The sequence below is a fragment of the Salegentibacter sp. UBA1130 genome, from assembly GCF_002311535.1.
In the GTDB taxonomy this organism is placed as follows: Bacteria; Bacteroidota; Bacteroidia; order Flavobacteriales; family Flavobacteriaceae; genus Salegentibacter; species Salegentibacter agarivorans.
In genome coordinates this window covers 1-19,410 of sequence record NZ_DCAP01000020.1, presented here as the reverse complement: position 1 = coordinate 19,410, position 19,410 = coordinate 1, and the positions used below count along the sequence as shown (strand labels likewise).

Below are 19,410 nucleotides of genomic sequence, written 5' to 3'. Positions count from 1 at the left end.
AATGGAAGATAAATATTTTGCCCACCCTACGGCGGTAATTGATGAAGGTTGTGAAATAGCTGAAGGAGTAAAGATCTGGCATTTTTCACATATCATGCCGAACTGTAAAATTGGGGAACGCTGTAATATAGGCCAGAATGTAGTTATCTCTCCAGAGGTTGTATTAGGTTCTAACGTCAAAGTGCAGAATAATGTCTCTATTTATACTGGAGTTAATTGCGAAGATGATGTCTTCTTAGGGCCTTCAATGGTCTTTACAAATGTCATAAATCCAAGAAGTGCAGTTAACAGGAAAGCAGAATATGCCAAAACCACGGTAAAAAGAGGGGCTTCTATTGGTGCTAATGCAACAATTGTGTGCGGCAATGATATTGGGAAATATGCTTTCATTGGGGCCGGTGCTGTTGTTACTAAAACCATCCCCGATTATGCCCTGGTTGTAGGTAATCCTGCCAAACAAATAGGTTGGGTAAGTGAAAACGGACATAAGCTTCAATTTAATGAAGAAGGACAGGCAACCTGTCCTGAAACTAAACAAGCTTATAGATTAACAAATAATAAGGTCACAAAGATTGATGAATAATACTACTACTACTATTGATTTTGCTAATCTTTCATTGGCATACCAGGAACATAAGGCTGATTTTGATGCAGCCATAGGAGAAGTTCTCTCTAATTCCAATTATATTATGGGGGAACCCATTAGTGTTTTGGAGAGAAAATTAGGAAATTTCACCGGTGCTAAATATGCTATTTCCTGTTCTTCAGGAACCGATGCTCTTTTACTTGCCTTAATGGCAATGGATATCCAACCCGGTGATGAAGTTATCACTACTCCTTTCACCTTCATTGCAACCGCAGAAACCATTGCATTTTTAAAGGCAAAACCGGTGTTTGTTGATATTGAAGAAACTTCTTATAACATCAATCCTGCAAAGATTGAAGAAAAAATAACTTCGCGTACTAAAGCTATTATGCCAGTTTCCATCTTTGGCCAAACGGCTGATATGGATACAGTAAATGCAATTGCAGAAAAACATAACCTGATTGTTATTGAAGATGCAGCACAAAGTTTTGGTGCGACCTATAAAGGAAAACGAAGTTGCAATCTAAGCACTTTTGCCTGCACCAGTTTTTTTCCCGCAAAACCGTTAGGATGTTTTGGAGATGGAGGAGCCATTTTTACCAGTGATGAGAAATTTGCAGAAAAGATAAAAAGCCTTCGACTTCACGGACAAACGCAGCGCTATCACCATAAATATATTGGGATGGGAGGAAGGATGGACACCATCCAGGCTGCTATTCTTAATGTAAAAATGGATCATTACGATAAAGATATAGCGAACCGTCAACGGGTTGCAGAAGAATACTCTAAACAGCTTTCAGGTTCTGTTATAACTCCAATGCTTCTGGAAACAAATACATCTGTTTGGGCACAGTATTCTATTAGGGTGGAGAACAGAGAAATGATAGCGAAAGAATTAAAAGAAGCAGGAATTCCCACTGCAATTCATTATCCTAAGCCTTTGCATTTGCAGGAGTGCTTTGAATATCTGGAATATGCTAAAGGAGATTTCCCTATTGCAGAGAAAGTCTCAAATGAAATTCTGAGTTTACCTATGAATCCTTATTTAAAGAATGAGGAAATAGAATATATATCTAATCAACTAAAAACCGCTTTATAATGAAAAATTTTGCACTAATTGGTGCTTCAGGATATATCGCTCCAAGACACCTAAAAGCCATAAAGGATACTGATAATAACTTATTGGCAGCTCTCGACCGTTTTGATAGTGTGGGGATTATGGATAGTTATTTCCCGAATGCCGATTTCTTCGTGGAAACAGAACGATTTGATAGGCACATTGAAAAGCTGAAACACGAACAAAATATTACGCCAGATTATTTTAGTATTTGCACTCCTAATTATCTTCATGATTCTCACATAAGGATGGCCTTAAGAAGAGGTGCTGATGCTATATGTGAAAAACCTCTTGTTTTAAACCCCTGGAACTTAGATGCCCTTCAATACATGGAACAGGAAACGGGGCAAAGGGTATGGAATATTTTGCAGTTACGACTTCACGAAAGCATTATCGAACTTAAGAAAAAAGTTGCGTCTGCTCCAAAAGATAAAATTTTCGATGTAGATCTTACTTATTTAACTTCCAGAGGAAATTGGTATTATACTTCATGGAAAGGAGATAAGGATAAATCTGGGGGGATTGCTACAAATATTGGGGTGCATTTTTATGATATGTTGTCCTGGGTTTTTGGTGAACTAAAAAGAAATGACGTTCATGTACAAACTCATGACAGAGCCGCGGGTTATTTAGAATTTGAAAGAGCCAGAGTACGTTGGTTTTTATCTATCAATTACGATGTATTACCTGAGGAAATTAAGGTTAAAGGGCAGAGAACCTATAGATCCATTACGATAGAGGGAGAAGAACTTGAATTTAGTGGTGGTTTTACAGATTTACACACCAAAGTATATCAAGGAGTTCTAAATGATGAAGGCTACGGTTTAGAAGATGCAAGAACTGCGATTGAAATAGTACATGATATTAGAAATGCTAAACCTATTGGATTGAAAGGAGATTATCATCCTTTTGCTACAGAGAAAAAGGCTAAACATCCATTTAAAGAAGTTTCTTCATTAGTTTTTCACATGGATGGTTTCTCCAGTAAAGAGTAGTAATTGTTTTTGAAATCAATAAAATTCAAATGAATTATTTTAAAAAAACCATTTTGTCAATTCCTAAATTGAAAAATTTTAAGAATAAAGGATATTTTAATAAAATAGATAGAAGAAATTTACTTATATATTATTTTTTTAAAATAATTTTCGGTCATAACAAGGAGTCGAAATATCCAATTCATTTTACCTCTACTTTGGTTGCTTCCGAAAAAATAAAAATAGGGAAGAATGTCAATAAAAGTTTTTTAAACTCTGGAGGTTGTTATTTTCAAGGTATAAATGGTATTCATATTGATGATGAAACCATTATTGGTCCCGGGGTTAAAATAATTAGTGCAAACCATAGTTCTGAAAATATTAAAACGCACGTGAAAAAAAGTGCAATTATGATTGGAAAGAAATGTTGGTTAGGCGCAAATTCCATTATTTTACCTGGTGTCCAACTGGGAGATAATACTATTGTTGCAGCTGGAGCTGTAGTAAGCACTAGCTATAAAGAAGGTAATATTATAATAAAGGGTGTCCCAGCTAAATAATAAAATTGTTACAAAAAAATAGGTCATTATTTTGGAGAAATGTTGGGAAATTGGTGTCTGGCACATTTTTAGGCCAACTAACAGCATTAATTGCATTACCTTTAATTACAAGGGTATATCTACCCGAAGATATTGGTTCACTTAGTGTTATAAATAGTCTTGCGGGAACAATAGTGATTATTAGTTCTTTGAGATTAGAAAGAGCTTTAATTTTAACAGATAAGGAAAAGAGAATAAAACTATTTTATTTATGTGTGGTTCTAGTTTTAATTATATCTTCTTTGTCTTTTGCTGTTCTTTTATTTCAATATGAATTATTATCATATCTCTTTAATTTACCATCTTTAGATGTAATTTTTTTAGTGCCTATAATAATTATATTAAAGGGGTTTTATAATATTCTTTCTAATTTAAGTAACTCTTATTTATTATATACATCATTATCTTTGTCTATAATAGTTACAGCTGTTACAGGGTATTCTCTAAAAGTGATTCTGGGTTATTTTTACAGTGCCGATTTTTTATCCCTTATTATCTCAGAGTTGGTAGCTGTATTTTTATCAATTATTTTACTGTTCTATTTTCTTATTGGAAAAGAAAGAGAAAAGTTCAAAACAATTCCTTCTTTTAGTTTTATTAAAAAAATATTTAAAGAAGAAAATGACTTTTTGAAATATGACAACCTTACTAGTCTTTTAAATAATTTTTCATGGTTAATGCCAGTATTTTTTCTTTCTTGGTATTTTGATAATCAAGTAGTCGGCTATTATTCCTTAGGATTCACCCTCCTTAGAATGCCTATGAATCTGTTAGGCAAGTCGATAGGCAATGTTTTTTATAAGTCATCTTCTTTAAAACGTGATAAAGCTGAAATTGCCCAAGAGTCAATAAATGTAATTCAAAATTTAATGTTTTTCGGTATGTTACCGAGTGTTGTCGTATTAATTTATGGAGAAGATTTATTCACCGTATTTTTAGGTGATAATTGGAGTGAAGCTGGAGTTTACTCTCAAATTTTAAGTCTATGGACATTAATCTGGTTAGTATCCTCTCCTATTAGTAACTTGTTTTATACACTTAGAATACAAAAGTCATTTTTAAAATTCATGATAGTTAGTCTTTTAGTTAGGGGGGGCTCTTTTATTATTGGTGGTGAATTCGGAAATGTTTATTTGGCTTTGATACTTTTTAGTCTAACAAGTATTCTTGTTTATGGATACCAAACAAAATATTTACTTGCAAAATTAGGTGTGTCTTTTACATTCATAATTAAAAAGAATTTCAGGGAGATTAAACCTTTGTTGGTTCCAATTGTTTTGTTGATACTTTTAAATTTTTGGGATTTAATCTTTTCGGTTAAAATTTTCATTATAGGCATAATAGTAATTTCAACTTTAGTTATAAAGCTTAAAAAAAGTAGATCTGATAATATTATAGAAAAATGAAAAAAATGCTAGTTATTTCCCAGTTACCAATTTGGGATATCCAAAAGAACTCAGGAAAAGAAGTCATGAACCGCACATTTTATGCTTTTAGTTCATTTTACGATTTGGAAATTATAGCGCCGGGAGCTGAAGTAAGTTTTAGGAATAGTAAGTTTTATAAGATTAATAACAGCATTCAAAAAAGGTTAGGTACTATTAAATATTTAGGACACCTGTATAATTATTTATATGTAATTATTTTTTATTTGAAAGTCAAACGCATCATCAAGAAAAACAATATAAAACCAGATGTAGTTTATTTAATAGGTTACTGGTCTTCATTTGTAGGTTATAAGTTATTTAAAAATAGAGCTCTAATTGTTAATAGATATTATGGTGTTGCTTGGAATGAAGATAAATTTAATACCATTCGGGAAAGATTAAAGTTTCTTATTAAAAATTACTGTTATAAACATTTTGGAGATTTTGCGATTATGACTAATGATGGTACCAAAGGAGATAAATTTCTTGAAAAAATAGGATATCCTAAAGAAAAAATTTTCTTTCTTAAAAATGGAATTGAAACTTCTTTCGAAGTAGATCACCAATTGAAAACTTCCTTTTTAGAAAAACATAAAATTCCGGAAAACAGTTTATTATTCTTAACTGTTAGTAGATTAGCTAGCTGGAAAAGAGTTGAGAAAGCCATTTTACTTATTGCTGAATTAAATAAAATTCATGAAAATGTATATTTAATTATTATTGGCGATGGTGAAGAAAGGCATAATCTTGAAAATCTAGCAAAAAAAACAGGAATAGATGAAATTGTAATATTTACTGGAGCAGTTTCAAGAGAAAAGTTACCAACCTATTATGATTTGGCGGGATTCTTTTTATCATTTTACGAATTTTCTAATGCTGGTAATCCTCTTTTTGAAGCAATGCTTCACGGTAAATGTATTATCACTTTAAATAATGGAGATACTGGTAAATTTATAGATGATCAATCAGCTGTTCTTTTAGATGAGGAAAATCAAGAAACTATTTTAGAAAGAACTTTAGAGATCATGAATAATTCAACAAGAAAAAAGAAAATTTCTCAAGACGCAAAAAAAACTTTACGTAAAAATTTTCAATCTTGGAATGAACGTATCGATTATGAAATTGATCTGATTGAAAAATTTTCAAAATAGTATCAGTTGAAAAAAATATTTCCTCTTTATAGAGTAAATTACTCGTTTCCAAAATTGTTCTACAAATTGCTAATAATAAATTTATTATTAGACATATTTTCGTTTTGGTCTCAACCTGGAGGTGTGACAGCGGTATTGCGAATCACTTTACTATATGGTTCAATTGCTTTTCTGCTAGTCTTAAGAAAAGCTAGTTTTAATATAAATAAACCAATTATAATTTTTTCACTTTATGTTTTAGGTCAATTAATTTTTGCTCAGGATGTCGCTTATTCACTTAAAGTGTCGCTTCAAATTATTACGAGTTTGATGATGTTTTTTGTAGGCTATGGAATCATTCAGAATGAAAATGATTTCATTGGCTATATCAAACAGTTTTATTGGATTTATATCTTAATAATTGTAAATACAATCCTCTCCAATTATTTTAAGGTTGGGTCTGATAATTATACCGAATCAGCAGATTATATGGTAGGGGGGTTAAGCGATTTGTGGAATGTTTATACATATAGTTTAATAATGCTTCCTTTATTAATCCATTATAAGATTAGAAGTAAGTATATCCTATATTTTGTATCAATTATTGTACTAATACTTTTAATATTGTCGCTAAAGAGAATTGCTATTGGTGGTGTAGTATTTGCAATAATTGGCTTTTTGTTTTTTTTTAAAAAGAAAATGAAGGTATTTAAATATTTGCTCTTTTTTATTCCCATCGTCATATCGCTTTCACCATTTTATGCAGATACTTTAGAGGGCCGAATTGAGGCCCGTGCAGATAAGGGAAGGTTTGAGAGTAATTTTTATGAGACAGAAGCAAGATATATGGAATTATTGATGATGGAAGATTGGATTACAAACTTCAAAGAACCATTATCAATTTTATTTGGACTAAAAGCCTTTGATACACGTGGAGCATTACATGGAGGTGAGAGGCAATTTCATGTAGATTATACTTTGATTCTCTATTCCATTGGTGTGATCGGGTTAATTTTATATTTCTCAATTTACTTCGCCCTTTTTCGGAAAGCGAATAAATATTTTAAAAAAATAAAAAAGTCGGAAATGTTGATGGATGAATATAAAATCCACATTATTTCCGTTTTAGTTCTTTTACTAACTTCCCTATTGACCTCTTTAGCGGGTCAAATGTATCATATTACTTTTCGAATGATGATCTTTATGACAATAGGAGCAATATTTCGTCTTGTTGCAATAAGGTTGAATAATCGGCCAGATCAAATTCAATTGGAATCTTAATTTATTTTTATGAAAATTTTAATTGTATGTAGTGGCAATTATGAAGAAGTGGAAAGAGATTTTTCTATTCGTAGACCGTTTATTTATGATCAAGTTGAAGCGTTAAAACCTTATATAGAGAAATGTGATATTTTTTTCATTAAGGGAAAAGGAGTTTTCGGTTATTTAAAAAATGTTTTCAAATTAAGGGAAAAACTGAGTTGTAATAAATATGACCTAATTCATGCTCATTACGGGCTTAGTGGTGTTATTGCATGCCTAGCAGCTCTCTTAAAAAAAATTCCCGTTATTACTACTTTTCATGGAACCGATATTACCCATAAAAAGAAATTTATATTTTCAATAATTGCAATTTTACTGTCTGATAAAAGAGTATTTGTTTCTAATAAATTAATTGAAAAATCAAAGTATTTCCTTTTTAAAAAAAACTACTATGAAATACCCTGTGGAGTGGATTTAAGTTTATTTCAACCAAGATCAAAAGTAGAGGCCAGTAAAAAACTCAATATAAATCCTTATCAAAGGAGAATTTTATTTTCTTCGGCCTTTCAAAACTCTGTAAAGAATTTTGGTTTAGCTCAAAAAGCGGTAGAAAAATTGAATTTAAAATATGAAATATTAGAAATAAAAAATCGATCGCGGGAGGAAGTGTCTTATTTGTTAAACGCTTCTGATGTTTTATTAATGACTTCCTTTACTGAAGGATCTCCGCAAATTATTAAAGAAGCAATGGCTTCTAACTGTCCAATTATTTCTACAGATGTAGGCGACGTAAAGAAAATACTTGGAAAAACTAAAAATTGCTATTTGGTCGAGTTTGACGAAAATGAAATTACTCAAAAACTCGAAGATCTATTAAAATATCCTAGACGTTCTAATGGAAGAGATTTTATTTCTTCATATAGTAATACTTACATAGCCGATAAGTTATTGAAAGTTTATAAATCAGTGAATTAATTTATACTAATACTTTCAAACAAACAAAAATTAATAATTATTACTTCTGATGAAAATATTATTTTATTTCGGTCATCCAGCCCAATATCTTTTTGCACGGGCAACTATTAAACGATTACGTAACAAACCTGATTTTGAAGTAGTAATTTTAATTAAAACAAAAGATGTTTTAGAAAATCTTTTGAAGACTGATGGCTTTCCTTATAAGAATATTCTGCCTCAGGAAAGGGGAAGATCGAAATTTCATATTGCCTGGAGTCTATTAAAACGAAATTTTAAAATACTGCCACTTCTACTTAAAAATCGACCAGATTTAATGATTGGTACAGATGCATCAATTGCACAGTTGGGCAAACTGTTGAATATTAATTGCATAAGCATTACGGAGGATGATTATGAGGTTATTAAGACCTTAGGTGATCTGACCTATCCTTTCAGCAATACAATTTTATGTCCTGAGATTTGTAAAGTTGGTAAATGGGAGAATAAAAAAACTGGTTATAAAGGATATATGAAATTAGGTTATCTTCATCCAAACGTATTTAATCCTAGATTCTCAGTCATAGAGAAGTATAAATTACCTGCAAAATATGTGATTCTTAGATTAGCAAAGTTAACGGCTCACCACGATTTTGGTGTTAAAGGAATCGATAGTTTTTTTTTAGATAAAATGATCTTTTCCATTAAAGACCATGGTTATTTACCCCTAATATCATCTGAAGATAAAATAGATAAGCGGTTTGAGGATTATCTTTTAAGAATAGAACCTTCTGATATGCACCATGTCTTGAGTTTTTCTTCACTTCTAATTTGTGATAGCCAAAGCATGAGTGTTGAAGCTGCAATGTTAGGTATACCATCAATCAGGTATAGCGATTTTGCCGGTAGGATTTCGGTGCTTGAGGAATTAGAGCATAAATATGCATTGACTTTTGGATTTAAGGTTGGTAGAGAGGATGACGTGCTTCAGAAAATACAGAAATTATTGGTGCAAAAAGATTTAAAAGAAATTTTTCAGAAGAAGAAAACAGAATTGCTTAGTGAGAAAGTGGATGTAACAGCCTTTTTAGAGTGGTTCATTAGAAATTACCCAGAAAGTGAAACTATAATGAAGTTTAATCCAGAATACCAAAACAAGTTTATATGTTGAGATTACTTACAATTGTGGGAGCACGTCCTCAAATTATTAAGGCGGCGGCATTAAGCAGAACCATAAAAAAGAACTTTAGCTCAGAGATTGAAGAAATCATTGTACATACTGGTCAGCATTATGATGAAAATATGTCCCAAATTTTCTTTGATGAGTTGCAAATTCCAAAACCCAATTACAATTTAAATGTGGGTTCAGGATCCCATGGGAAGCAAACCGCTGCAATGATAGAGGGTATTGAAGAAATTTTAATCTCTGAAGAACCTAACTATATAGTTTTGTATGGAGATACTAATTCTACTTTGGCTGGAGCAATTGCAGCTTCTAAGATCCATATTCCAATCGTTCATATCGAAGCCGGTTTGAGGTCATTTAATAAAAGTATGCCGGAAGAAATTAATAGGATTATGTGTGATCATTCTTCAACTTTCCTATTCACACCTACACTTACAGGGTACAAAAATTTATTAAATGAGGGTTTCGAAGAGAATAACGGTTCATTTAATGTTGACAACCCTGGAATATTCCACTGCGGTGATGTAATGTATGACAATTCTTTATTTTTTTCTGATATATCAGATAGTAAGTCTTCTATTCAATTCTCTTTAGATCTAAAGGATAAATCTTATATTCTCACTACCATTCATCGAAATAATAATACGGACGATCCAGTGAGATTAAGTAATATATTTCAAGGTTTAATAGAAATAATAGAAACCTTCAATTTGCAGGTTGTATTACCCCTTCATCCAAGAACAAATAATAAATTACAACAGTTACCAGAAGAACTTCAACAAATAATTAAAAACAATAAGAAGTTAAGGATAATTGATCCAGTTTCTTTTCTAGATATGATCCAATTAGAAAAGAATGCAGAATTAATTATTACTGATTCTGGGGGCGTTCAAAAAGAGGCTTATTTTTTCCAAAAGCCTTGTTTAATATTGCGTAATGAAACCGAATGGGTTGAAATTATCAAAGAAGGTTCGGGGGTATTAGTAAATGCAAATCACGATAAAATTATCGACTCCTTTAAAAAATTGTATAAATCAAAAAAGTCATTTCCTCCGATTTTTGGGGATGGAAATTCAGCAAACTTTATTTGTGAAAAACTTATCGAAAATTTTGATTAGTTCTTCCTGAACTTCCACTCATCGTACTATCAAAATATTAGCCACCGCCTACTCCCTACTGTGGGTAATCAAAATTCTCTTCTACTCCCAACCTACAAACAAAAACAAATATGGTTATAACTGATCTCCTGCATGACCAAAATATAAACAAAGAAGATTTTATCAAAGTAAAAATAGGTACAACAGCTTATAAAAAAGTTGTAGCAGATTCCTTGGATGAGAACGCTTGCCAGGTAACTTCCAGTTTATGCCATACTTCAGTATTAGGGCTGGAAGAAGATTTAGAAAAGATAATAAACCTGGAACGTCTCAATGATATAAGGTATTTAAATAAATTTTTGGAGGCAGTCAATTCCAGATTATCTAAGGGCGGGGAATTTATAGGGAGGTTTGAAGAATACAATTCGCGAAAGCGTAGAATTATTCATCCCCAAAAAAAACCTTTTAACTATGTAGTTCATTCCGGTGATATACTTTTAAACCGGGTGACACCAAAATTTCCTGTTGCAAAAAAGATATATTTCGGAATTACGAAAGGCAAAGACAGGGTATTATCAAAGGCCGAGGCTTTTGGTCGGCTTTATTCCTGTGGCTTTGAAATAACTGAGGAACATGATATAGAAGGGGAAACCTATTTTACTGCCCGTAAAATCAAAGAACCGGTTTTTGATAAATACCCCAGTTATGGGCCATTGATAAAATTGAGAAGAGTTGGGAAAGATGGAAAGCTTATTAAAGTTTATAAGTTAAGGACCATGCATCCATTTTCAGAATATCTTCAGGATTATATTTTTCAAAAGAACGAACTTCAGGAAGGTGGAAAGTTTAAGGATGATTTCCGAATTTCTAAAGAAGGTAAACTCTTCAGGAAGTTTTGGCTAGATGAGGTACCCATGTTAATCAATCTTTTTAAGGGAGAAATGAAACTTATAGGCGTTAGGCCATTAAGCCAGCAATACTTTAATTTATATACTAAAGAGTTACAAGAGAAAAGGATAAAAACCAAACCCGGCCTTCTTCCCCCTTTTTATGCTGATATGCCAAAAACCCTGGAAGAGATTATAGCTTCAGAGCTTAAATACCTCAAAGCCTATGAAAAGGCTCCTTTTACAACAGATGTACGGTACTTCTGGATGGCCATGAGAAGTATAATTTACAAGGGAGCTAGAAGTAATTAATTAAAAAGTTGAGCGATATAAAATTTTATAAAGAAAAAGGAAGGGTATTCATATTTTCTCTTCTTTTAGTTTCACTTCTATTTACTTTGAACGTATTCTCACAAGGGAATCACAGCGGAAGTCTGGTATCTAAAGGATTGTACTCTTTCGATGAAGAATTACCATTCTGGTTTTATACAAACCAGAGAGGAAGGATTTCAAAAGGCACTAATACTGCTGTTTGGATTAGTGGCAAATCTTTATTTCAGTTGAATGAAAAAACTTCATTGGAAGCTGGAGGGGGCATTTTATTCCAGGATGGAATAGAAGATAAACTTACTATAGATGAATTATATGCTGAACTGAATTTAGATTGGCTTCAAGTAATTTTAGGTAAAAAACAACAAGCTCAGTTATATTCAGGTTTAAGTGCAACAAATGAGAATATACTTTGGAGCTTGAATGCTCAACCATTACCCGGTATTCAAATAGCAACCCATAGACCTATTTATATCAACAAGGAGAGAAGTGTTGGTGTTGAAGCTTCCTGGAATGAATATTTTATGGGGAATGATCGTTTTGTGGAAAATACACGATTGCACCATAAAAATTTATATTTAATTTATAACGGTAATAATAATTGGCATTTTAAAACAGGGGTTCAACACTTTGCTCAGTGGAGTGGTACCTCTCCGGTTTTCGGTAAACAACCTTCTTCATTTAAAGACTATATTAGAATAGTTACTGGTAGGGAAGGCGGTTCGACAGCGACAAGCGGAGATCAAGTAAATGTTTTAGGCAACCACTTAGGTAGTTACGAATTGTATGTTTCAAAATTTTATAAAAATTTAAAAATTACATTTATATATAACAGTATTTTTGAGGATGGATCAGGGAGTCGCCTGGCAAATTTTCCAGATGGACGGTATGGTCTTCATTTTAGTAAACAAAATAGTAAATCTTGGGTCACTGATTTTTTATATGAACTTTATTATACAAAAAATCAAAGCCAAACAGTTCCGCAGCTTTATGATATGTATTTTAACAATGGGGTATATCGTTCAGGCTGGACACATAAAAAAAGGGTGATGGGCTTACCGTTTATTACAACTAATTATTACGATGAGTATATTGGCGGGGATTCTCCCGTTAGGATAGGGAACAATATTTTACTAGTTCACCATATAGGTTTGTCGGGATTTGTTGTAGGTAGAAAATCCTATAAGTTATTTCTCAGTTATCGTAATAATTACGGGCATTACTATAATCGTGGCTATGATGGTGCAGAATATTATGCTAATGATGATTTGCGAGGGAAAAATTCAGTATCTCGTAAAGTTCTTTCAGGCTATTTTGAATTGAATGTTTTGGACTCATTTGTTGATCTCAATTTCTTAATTGGGGGTGATATATCTGAAAATGATCGGAATCTTGGATTAGGAATAGAATTGCAGAAACAGCTATTTTAAAAATTCATTATAGTGTTAAACTGTAAGTTTCCCTAAATAAAATAATACTTTCGATCGGTTATAAGGACTTTGTACTTATGTTAGTTGCAAATTGAAACTGTTTATTGTAAACTGAAAAAACCGTCAATTCGAGTGGAGGTTTTGAAGCGAGAGCGGAAATAGTGCTGTATCAAGAATAATTTTAGAGTTTTTTCTCTTGTTTCCTGTTTCTTTCCGTCTTTGTGAGCGACACGGGAGAGCAACAATCTTTTGATCTCAGTATTGTTATATGTAGCGAACTATTTTCAATTGAACAGATTGCTTCAGTCTTAATTTCTTTGCAATGACGTTCATTTTTATTGCTAATTGAGACTGCTTACTGTAAATTGATACACCGGCAGGAGCGTGACAATCTTTTAACCCAGTAAATGACGAAAACGATATAAATCTCCTTCTCTTGTTAAGGAAAATTTAACATAAACTTTTATATTCGCACAAATTTAAAATTAGGGAGCAAGCATAGTGCATGCCCACCAAATTAAATGTCATTCTGTCCCGAAGTTTCGGGATGTTTCAGAGATTGCTCCGCATTTTAAACGGAGATCTAATATAATAAGACTAAGTTCTTAGAATCCCAAAGTAAATTCGGGTTGGACATAAAAACTTTTAATTCAAAATTTAAGATTAAATAAAGATAAATGAAATATCCCCATTTCTTAAGATTACCGGCCCTGGGCCTATTTTTTATTTTTTTAGCTACTTCCTGTGTTTCGCGCCAGGAGATTGTTTATTTCCAGGGTCTGGAACAGGCAGAAGCCAAAATGCAAGAGCAATCTACTAAAAGTTTAAAAATCAAACCTAATGACCTGCTTACCATTAGTGTTGCAGCTGAACAACAGGATGCGGCTATCCCATTTAACCTTCCAGTGATTGGCGTTCCCATGGGTGGGGATCAAATTGGATTAACAGTAAATGGCAGGCAACAACTCCAAACCTACCTGGTAGGCAAGGATGGCAATATAGATTTTCCATTCCTGGGGGAAATAAAAGCAGAAGGATATAGCCAGGAAGAATTGGCGAAAAACTTAAAAGGCCAGATAAAAAGATATGTTCAGGATCCTATTGTAAATGTGAGGGTGGTGAATTTCCAGGTAAGTGTATTGGGAGAGGTAACCCGCCCCGGAACTTTTGATGTACAGGACGATTACTTTACATTACCTCAGGCCCTTGGAATGGCCGGGGATATGACGATTTACGGGAAACGGGATAATGTACTGGTGATGCGGGAAGAAAATGGTAGAACTACGCACGCCTATCTCAACCTTGGTGATGCCGATGTTATTAATTCACCATATTATCATTTACAACAAAATGATGTTATTTACGTAGAACCTAACGCCCCACAAAGACAAAGTGCCAGTTATAACCGGAATGCCGGGGTTTATATTTCTATAGCCTCAGTTTTAGTTTCAGTTGCCGTGCTTTTAACCAGATAATTTATTATGTCTCAAAACACACCTACCTCTATTCGTCCGCAAGAAGAAGAAATCGATTTAAGGGAAGAACTTGAAAAATATTTGCGCTATTGGCCCTGGTTTATTCTGGGGGTAATTCTTTGCGTGGTAATTGGCATTTTGTATATAAAATATAGTACCCCGCAATACAATACTACCGCGAGTATTATTATTAAAGATGAAGAAAGTAAAGGTCCTTCTTCAGAAATGGCTGCTTTTGCCGATCTAGGCTTGTTAGGAGGGATGGGCGCCAGCAGTATAGAAAACGAGATGGGAATCCTGCGTTCTAAAACTCTTATGAGCCAGACGATTAAAGCCTTAAATCTTAATATCACTTATTTTGAGGAAGGAGCTGTAAAATCTAAGGAGCTTTATAATAATAGTCCTTTTAAAGTGGTTGCTCTGCAATTAGATGAAAAGGCACTTGAAAATTCAATTAAAGAAGAAAGAGGAAGTTCGTTTTATATAATCCCCAAAACGGATGAAAATTTCCATCTTATAAATACGGAAACTGAGGAGGTTTTTGAAGGAAAATTTGGTAATCCGGTAGCTATAAACTTTGCCACGATTACGGTGGAAGAAACCGGTTTATCTCTAGAAGATGAAGAGGGAGAAATTTCAGTGCGCTTTAGTCCCTTAGAATCTGTGGTGGGCAAATACAGGGAAGCCGTAAATATTAATTTAACCGATAAAAATTCAAGTTTGTTGGAATTGAGCCTGGTAGACCCGGTAAGGGAGAAAGCCCAGGATATTTTAGACCAGTTAATTCTGGAATATAACCAACAGGCCATTGAAGATAAAAACCTGGTAGCCACCAATACGGCAGAATTTATTGATGAAAGGCTTGCTATCATCAACCAGGAACTGGATTCAGTAGAAGTGGGAAAAGAAGAATTTAAAGAGGCAAACCAGCTGACTAATATTGAAGCTGAGTCTGAAATGTTTATTGAGAATGCCAGTGATTATAAAAAACGGCAACAGGAGATAGGAACCCAACTGGAACTTGCCAATGCGATGATTGCTTACCTGGAGACGGGTAGTAATTCTGATTTATTGCCAGCCAACCTGGGCATTGAAGAATCAGGTGTAAATGATCTTATAGGGGAATATAACACGCTTGTGCTTGAGCGCAACAGGATTTTAAGTGGTTCCACCGAAGAAAATCCGGTAGTATTAAGACTAAATTCTCAAATTGAACAAATGCGTGCCAATGTTTTACAGAGTTTAGAGCGTATGCGAAACAATTTCCTGATCGCACAAAAGGATTTAGACCGACAGGCGGCGCTTATAGGTTCGCAAATTTCAGCAGTACCTGCAAAGGAAAGACAATACCGGGGCATTGAAAGACAACAAAATATTAAAGAGGCACTTTATTTATTTTTACTGGAAAAACGGGAAGAAAATTCATTATCCCTGGCGGTTACCGCACCCAAAGCAAAGATCGTAGATAGTGCTTATAGCAATAATACCGCTGTTTCTCCAAAATCGAAGATTATATTACTTGCAGCCCTAATTCTTGGGTTGTTAATTCCATTTCTTATTATTTATATAAAAACTTTATTAAGTAATAAGGTGAAAAGTAGGGAAGACCTGGAAAAACATGCCAATATTATTCCGGTGGTTGGAGAAATTCCCAGAGTGGAGAAAAAGCAAAATGAAATGATTGTGAAAAACGATAGGAGCATCCTTGCTGAAGCTTTTAGGATTTTACACACCAACTTGCAATACTTAATTGTAAATACAGCTGAAAAGGAAACAGGAAATACCATTTTTGTGACTTCAACGGTAAAAGGAGAAGGAAAAACCCTGGTGTCTTTTAACCTGGCAGTTACTCTTGCAAATACTAATAAAAAAGTTATTATAGTAGGTGCCGATTTAAGGAATCCGCAGCTACAGCGTTTTGAGAAAAATGCCCGGGAGCATATAGGGGTTAGTGATTACCTGGCTAATGACGATTTAAAACTTAAAGACCTGATAAGAGAGTCTAATACAGACAACCCTAACTTACAGCTTCTACCTTCAGGTACCATTCCTCCAAATCCATCGGAATTATGGAGGAGACAAAAAACCGGCGAAATGTTTAAGGAGTTGGAGCAAATGTATGATTATGTAATTGTAGATACCGCTCCATCCCTGTTAGTTACAGATACCTTCCTTATCAATAAATGGGCAGATGTTACTTTATATGTAGTAAGAGCCGGACATACTGAAAAAAAACTTTTACAGTTCGCCGTAGATTCAAAAAGAGATGGGAAATTCCACGATCTAAGCTTTGTACTTAATGATGTGAAATGGTCAAATTTTGGGTACGGTAATAAGTATGGATATGCTTATGGAGAAGAGAAGAAATCTTTTTTGAAACGACTTTTAAATAAAGCAGCGGTTTATTAGTTAGTTCTCGGTTCTCTGTTTGCTTTCGTCTCGTTTAGTCATTGGGCGTATTTTGTTGGCATTGCGAGCAACGCATGAGCGCGGCAATCTTTAGTTTGAATTTTTATTCTGAATTCATTATAAACACGCCTAGTTTTAGAAACAACAGATTGCTTCAGTCTCCCAATCCCTCGGAATCCTTCGCAATGACGGTAGCTTAACTGCCAACTGAAACTGCTGGATTTTCACTTGAGAGTGCTCAGTTGTGCGTTCCTTAAGAGCCTGAAAAATCCATTTTTCCCACCCTAAAGGGAGTGGATTTTTCTTTACAAGAATCATATTTTTGATTTTTTTTTGAATATTTACAGTGTTGAAATAGTATTACATTGTTTCTTCCAAATCTTTTTCGAGTTTAAATTTAGTTTGGGGGCAGGGTTAATTGAAAAAAACAAAGTCAACATATTTTGGAAAAAAATCATCCCGGATATAATAAAAGCATGTGGAAGGGAGCTCCTCCAGAGAATTTTTCCAGGGCTAGAAAATTAAGGCAGAATATGACTTCTACTGAGAAAATCCTGTGGGAAAAATTAAATAATAATCAATTAGGTTATAAATTCAGACGACAGCATCCAATACATTTTTTTATTGTTGATTTCTATTGTCACCAATTTAAATTAGTAATTGAAATCGATGGTGGTTATCACAACAATAAAGAGCAAAGAACCGCAGATCAGAAACGAGAAGAATTACTTCAATTTCAGGAATTACATATATTGCGGTTTACGAATGAAGAAATAGTTGAAAACATTGAAAAAGTTATTGAGCAAATTCTGAAAAAGATAGATGAATTGAAACTTTTATAACGTTCTTCAGTATAGTATCCAATTCTTCCTATCAAAAATTCTCGAAATCACATATTGTAATAAAGTGTTTTTCTGTAATGTAATTATTTTCCGCCACCCTTTAGGGCTGGGAGAGGCGGAAAATCTATTTCAATTTTTCCTGTCAACTGAGACTGCCAACTAAATAAAAGAGCCATTCTTTTAATATTAAACTCGTTTTCTTCTAAACCAGACTTAATCATTCAATGAAAAAAATACTTTTTGTAAGCTTATTTAGTTTACTCACCTTCAGCAGTTATGCGCAATGGGATTTTGAAGGTTCTGTTTATTTGAACGCCTATCTTCACGATGGCGAATTACAGCGATTACCTTTTTGGATGTATAGTAACCAAAGAGGTCGAATTTCAGAAGAAACACATCTTTCGGGGTGGATTTCAGGAAGAACGTTTAATGAATTCCGTAACGGAAATTCTTTAGAAATTGGCGTGGGTATTTTATACCAGGATGGAATAAGCGATGAAATTTTCCTGGATGAGATCTATGCTGCTTATAACAACGATTGGCTTGAAGCCGTAATTGGACGTAGGCAGGAAAAAGAATTGTATAAAGGTTTAAGTGCTACTAATGAAAATATGTTATGGTCTTTAAACGCCAGGCCAATGCCGGGAGTATCATTTTCCACCAATCGGACTATTTTCTTTACACCACAATCAGCTTATGGTTTTGAAGCCAGCTGGAGTGAATATTTAATGGGCGATGATCGTTTTGTAAAAGGAGCGAGATTGCATCATAAAAGCATCAATTTTGTATACCAACCTAATCCCGATTTTCAGCTTAAATTAGGCGTGCGGCATTTTGCACAGTGGGCAGGAAATTCCCCCGAATCAGGACCACAACCCGATGGGTTTTCAGATTATATAAAAGTGATCTCGGGAAGAGAAGGGGGAGAAAATGCAGTAAAAAGCGATCAGGTTAATGTGTTGGGCAATCATTTAGGAACTTACGAATTGGAAATTAAGAAAAGAATAGACCCCGAACTTGAATTAAGTTTTATCTACAATCATATGTTTGAGGATGGTACCGGGAGTAGATTTGCTAATTTTCCCGATGGTCGCTATGGAGTTTTTTTTAATTTTGAGGATGATCGTCGCTTAATCAACGGTATTCTGTATGAATTCATTTTTACACGTAATCAAAGTATAAACTCCAGTGCACCTCACAAAAATGATAATTACCTTAATAATTTTGTGACCTATCATTCCGGTTTTACTTATGAACGTAGAATTATAGGACTTCCCTTTTTTACCTACGATGAAGCATTAGACCAGGTAGTCAATAACAAATTTAGTGTACATCACCTGGGAATTTCCGGAAATTTCTCCAATTACTTTGTGAGTTATCCGTGGAAGTTGCTACTGAGTTTTTCGCATAACGAAGGTAGGTACGGTAGGTATTATACCCCTAACCGGGATATTTTGGCGGGATTATTTGATATTAAAGTATTACAGTCTTTTGTGCAGTTGAATGTTCAGCTTGGAGTTGAACTAAGCAATATGGCTGAACCTCTTTACGGAGCAGGAATTAACTTGAGAAAGGAGTTTTAAACTGTTGAAATAACTTTTAGAAAGAATAACTTAATAAGAATCCGTGCTAAAAACGATGTGATTTTAATCAATTATACTTATCACTCGCAATACACTTAAAGAGGCCGTCTAAAAAGTATTT

General features: G+C 33.7%; 16 protein-coding genes. All 16 read left to right on the top strand.

What is annotated here, in order from left to right; all coding sequences use genetic code 11:
- Position 1 precedes the first annotated feature (1 nt).
- The 16 genes from B4F31_RS05500 (at position 2) to B4F31_RS05425 (ending at position 19,289) form a co-directional block, all read left to right on the top strand.
- A complete protein-coding gene (locus B4F31_RS05500) occupies positions 2–583 on the top strand; it encodes an acyltransferase (RefSeq protein WP_286760821.1) in 582 nt (193 codons plus the stop codon).
- On the top strand, positions 576–1,685 hold the full coding sequence (locus B4F31_RS05495) for a DegT/DnrJ/EryC1/StrS family aminotransferase (RefSeq protein ID WP_286760820.1): 1,110 nt from the start codon (positions 576–578) through the stop codon (positions 1,683–1,685). Before B4F31_RS05500 ends, B4F31_RS05495 begins: the two co-directional genes overlap by 8 nt.
- Entirely contained in the window at positions 1,685–2,698 is a 1,014-nt protein-coding gene (locus tag B4F31_RS05490) for a Gfo/Idh/MocA family protein (protein WP_286760819.1), read from the top strand. The genes B4F31_RS05495 and B4F31_RS05490 overlap by 1 nt, the downstream gene beginning before the upstream one ends.
- Before the next feature lie 29 nt (positions 2,699–2,727).
- Positions 2,728–3,237 carry an acyltransferase gene (locus B4F31_RS05485; RefSeq protein ID WP_286760818.1) on the top strand — a complete coding sequence of 170 codons (510 nt, stop codon included), beginning with the start codon at positions 2,728–2,730 and terminating at the stop codon, positions 3,235–3,237.
- A 5-nt stretch (positions 3,238–3,242) separates the two neighbouring features.
- Positions 3,243–4,682: an oligosaccharide flippase family protein gene (locus B4F31_RS05480; RefSeq protein WP_286760817.1), complete on the top strand. Its 1,440-nt coding sequence runs from the start codon at positions 3,243–3,245 to the stop codon at positions 4,680–4,682.
- Positions 4,679–5,854 carry a glycosyltransferase family 4 protein gene (locus B4F31_RS05475; RefSeq protein ID WP_286760816.1) on the top strand — a complete coding sequence of 392 codons (1,176 nt, stop codon included), beginning with the start codon at positions 4,679–4,681 and terminating at the stop codon, positions 5,852–5,854. Before B4F31_RS05480 ends, B4F31_RS05475 begins: the two co-directional genes overlap by 4 nt.
- 6 nt (positions 5,855–5,860) lie before the next feature.
- Positions 5,861–7,114: a hypothetical protein gene (locus tag B4F31_RS05470; RefSeq protein WP_286760815.1), complete on the top strand. Its 1,254-nt coding sequence runs from the start codon at positions 5,861–5,863 to the stop codon at positions 7,112–7,114.
- Between the two features lie 9 nt (positions 7,115–7,123).
- Positions 7,124–8,071 carry a glycosyltransferase family 4 protein gene (locus tag B4F31_RS05465; RefSeq protein ID WP_286760814.1) on the top strand — a complete coding sequence of 316 codons (948 nt, stop codon included), beginning with the start codon at positions 7,124–7,126 and terminating at the stop codon, positions 8,069–8,071.
- Positions 8,072–8,120: 49 nt separating this feature from the next.
- Positions 8,121–9,221 carry a hypothetical protein gene (locus tag B4F31_RS05460; protein WP_286760813.1) on the top strand — a complete coding sequence of 367 codons (1,101 nt, stop codon included), beginning with the start codon at positions 8,121–8,123 and terminating at the stop codon, positions 9,219–9,221.
- Positions 9,215–10,354: a non-hydrolyzing UDP-N-acetylglucosamine 2-epimerase gene (gene wecB, locus B4F31_RS05455; RefSeq protein ID WP_286760812.1), complete on the top strand. Its 1,140-nt coding sequence runs from the start codon at positions 9,215–9,217 to the stop codon at positions 10,352–10,354. The genes B4F31_RS05460 and wecB overlap by 7 nt, the downstream gene beginning before the upstream one ends.
- Before the next feature lie 110 nt (positions 10,355–10,464).
- Positions 10,465–11,532 (top strand): sugar transferase, encoded by a 1,068-nt coding sequence (locus B4F31_RS05450; RefSeq protein ID WP_286760811.1) that lies wholly within the window; start codon positions 10,465–10,467, stop codon positions 11,530–11,532.
- A gap of 8 nt (positions 11,533–11,540) precedes the next feature.
- Complete coding sequence (locus B4F31_RS05445) at positions 11,541–12,980, top strand: capsule assembly Wzi family protein (protein WP_286760810.1); 1,440 nt, start codon at positions 11,541–11,543, stop codon at positions 12,978–12,980.
- Positions 12,981–13,657: 677 nt separating this feature from the next.
- Positions 13,658–14,455, top strand: a complete 798-nt coding sequence (locus tag B4F31_RS05440) for a polysaccharide biosynthesis/export family protein (protein ID WP_286760809.1) — start codon at positions 13,658–13,660, stop codon at positions 14,453–14,455.
- 6 nt (positions 14,456–14,461) lie between these two features.
- On the top strand, positions 14,462–16,864 hold the full coding sequence (locus B4F31_RS05435) for a GumC family protein (protein WP_286760808.1): 2,403 nt from the start codon (positions 14,462–14,464) through the stop codon (positions 16,862–16,864).
- Positions 16,865–17,307: 443 nt separating this feature from the next.
- The gene (locus tag B4F31_RS05430; RefSeq protein WP_286760807.1) at positions 17,308–17,706 is read left to right on the top strand and encodes an endonuclease domain-containing protein; all 399 of its coding nucleotides are present in this window, start codon (positions 17,308–17,310) and stop codon (positions 17,704–17,706) included.
- A 224-nt stretch (positions 17,707–17,930) separates the two neighbouring features.
- The gene (locus B4F31_RS05425) at positions 17,931–19,289 is read left to right on the top strand and encodes a capsule assembly Wzi family protein (RefSeq protein WP_286760806.1); all 1,359 of its coding nucleotides are present in this window, start codon (positions 17,931–17,933) and stop codon (positions 19,287–19,289) included.
- Positions 19,290–19,410: the final 121 nt, after the last annotated feature.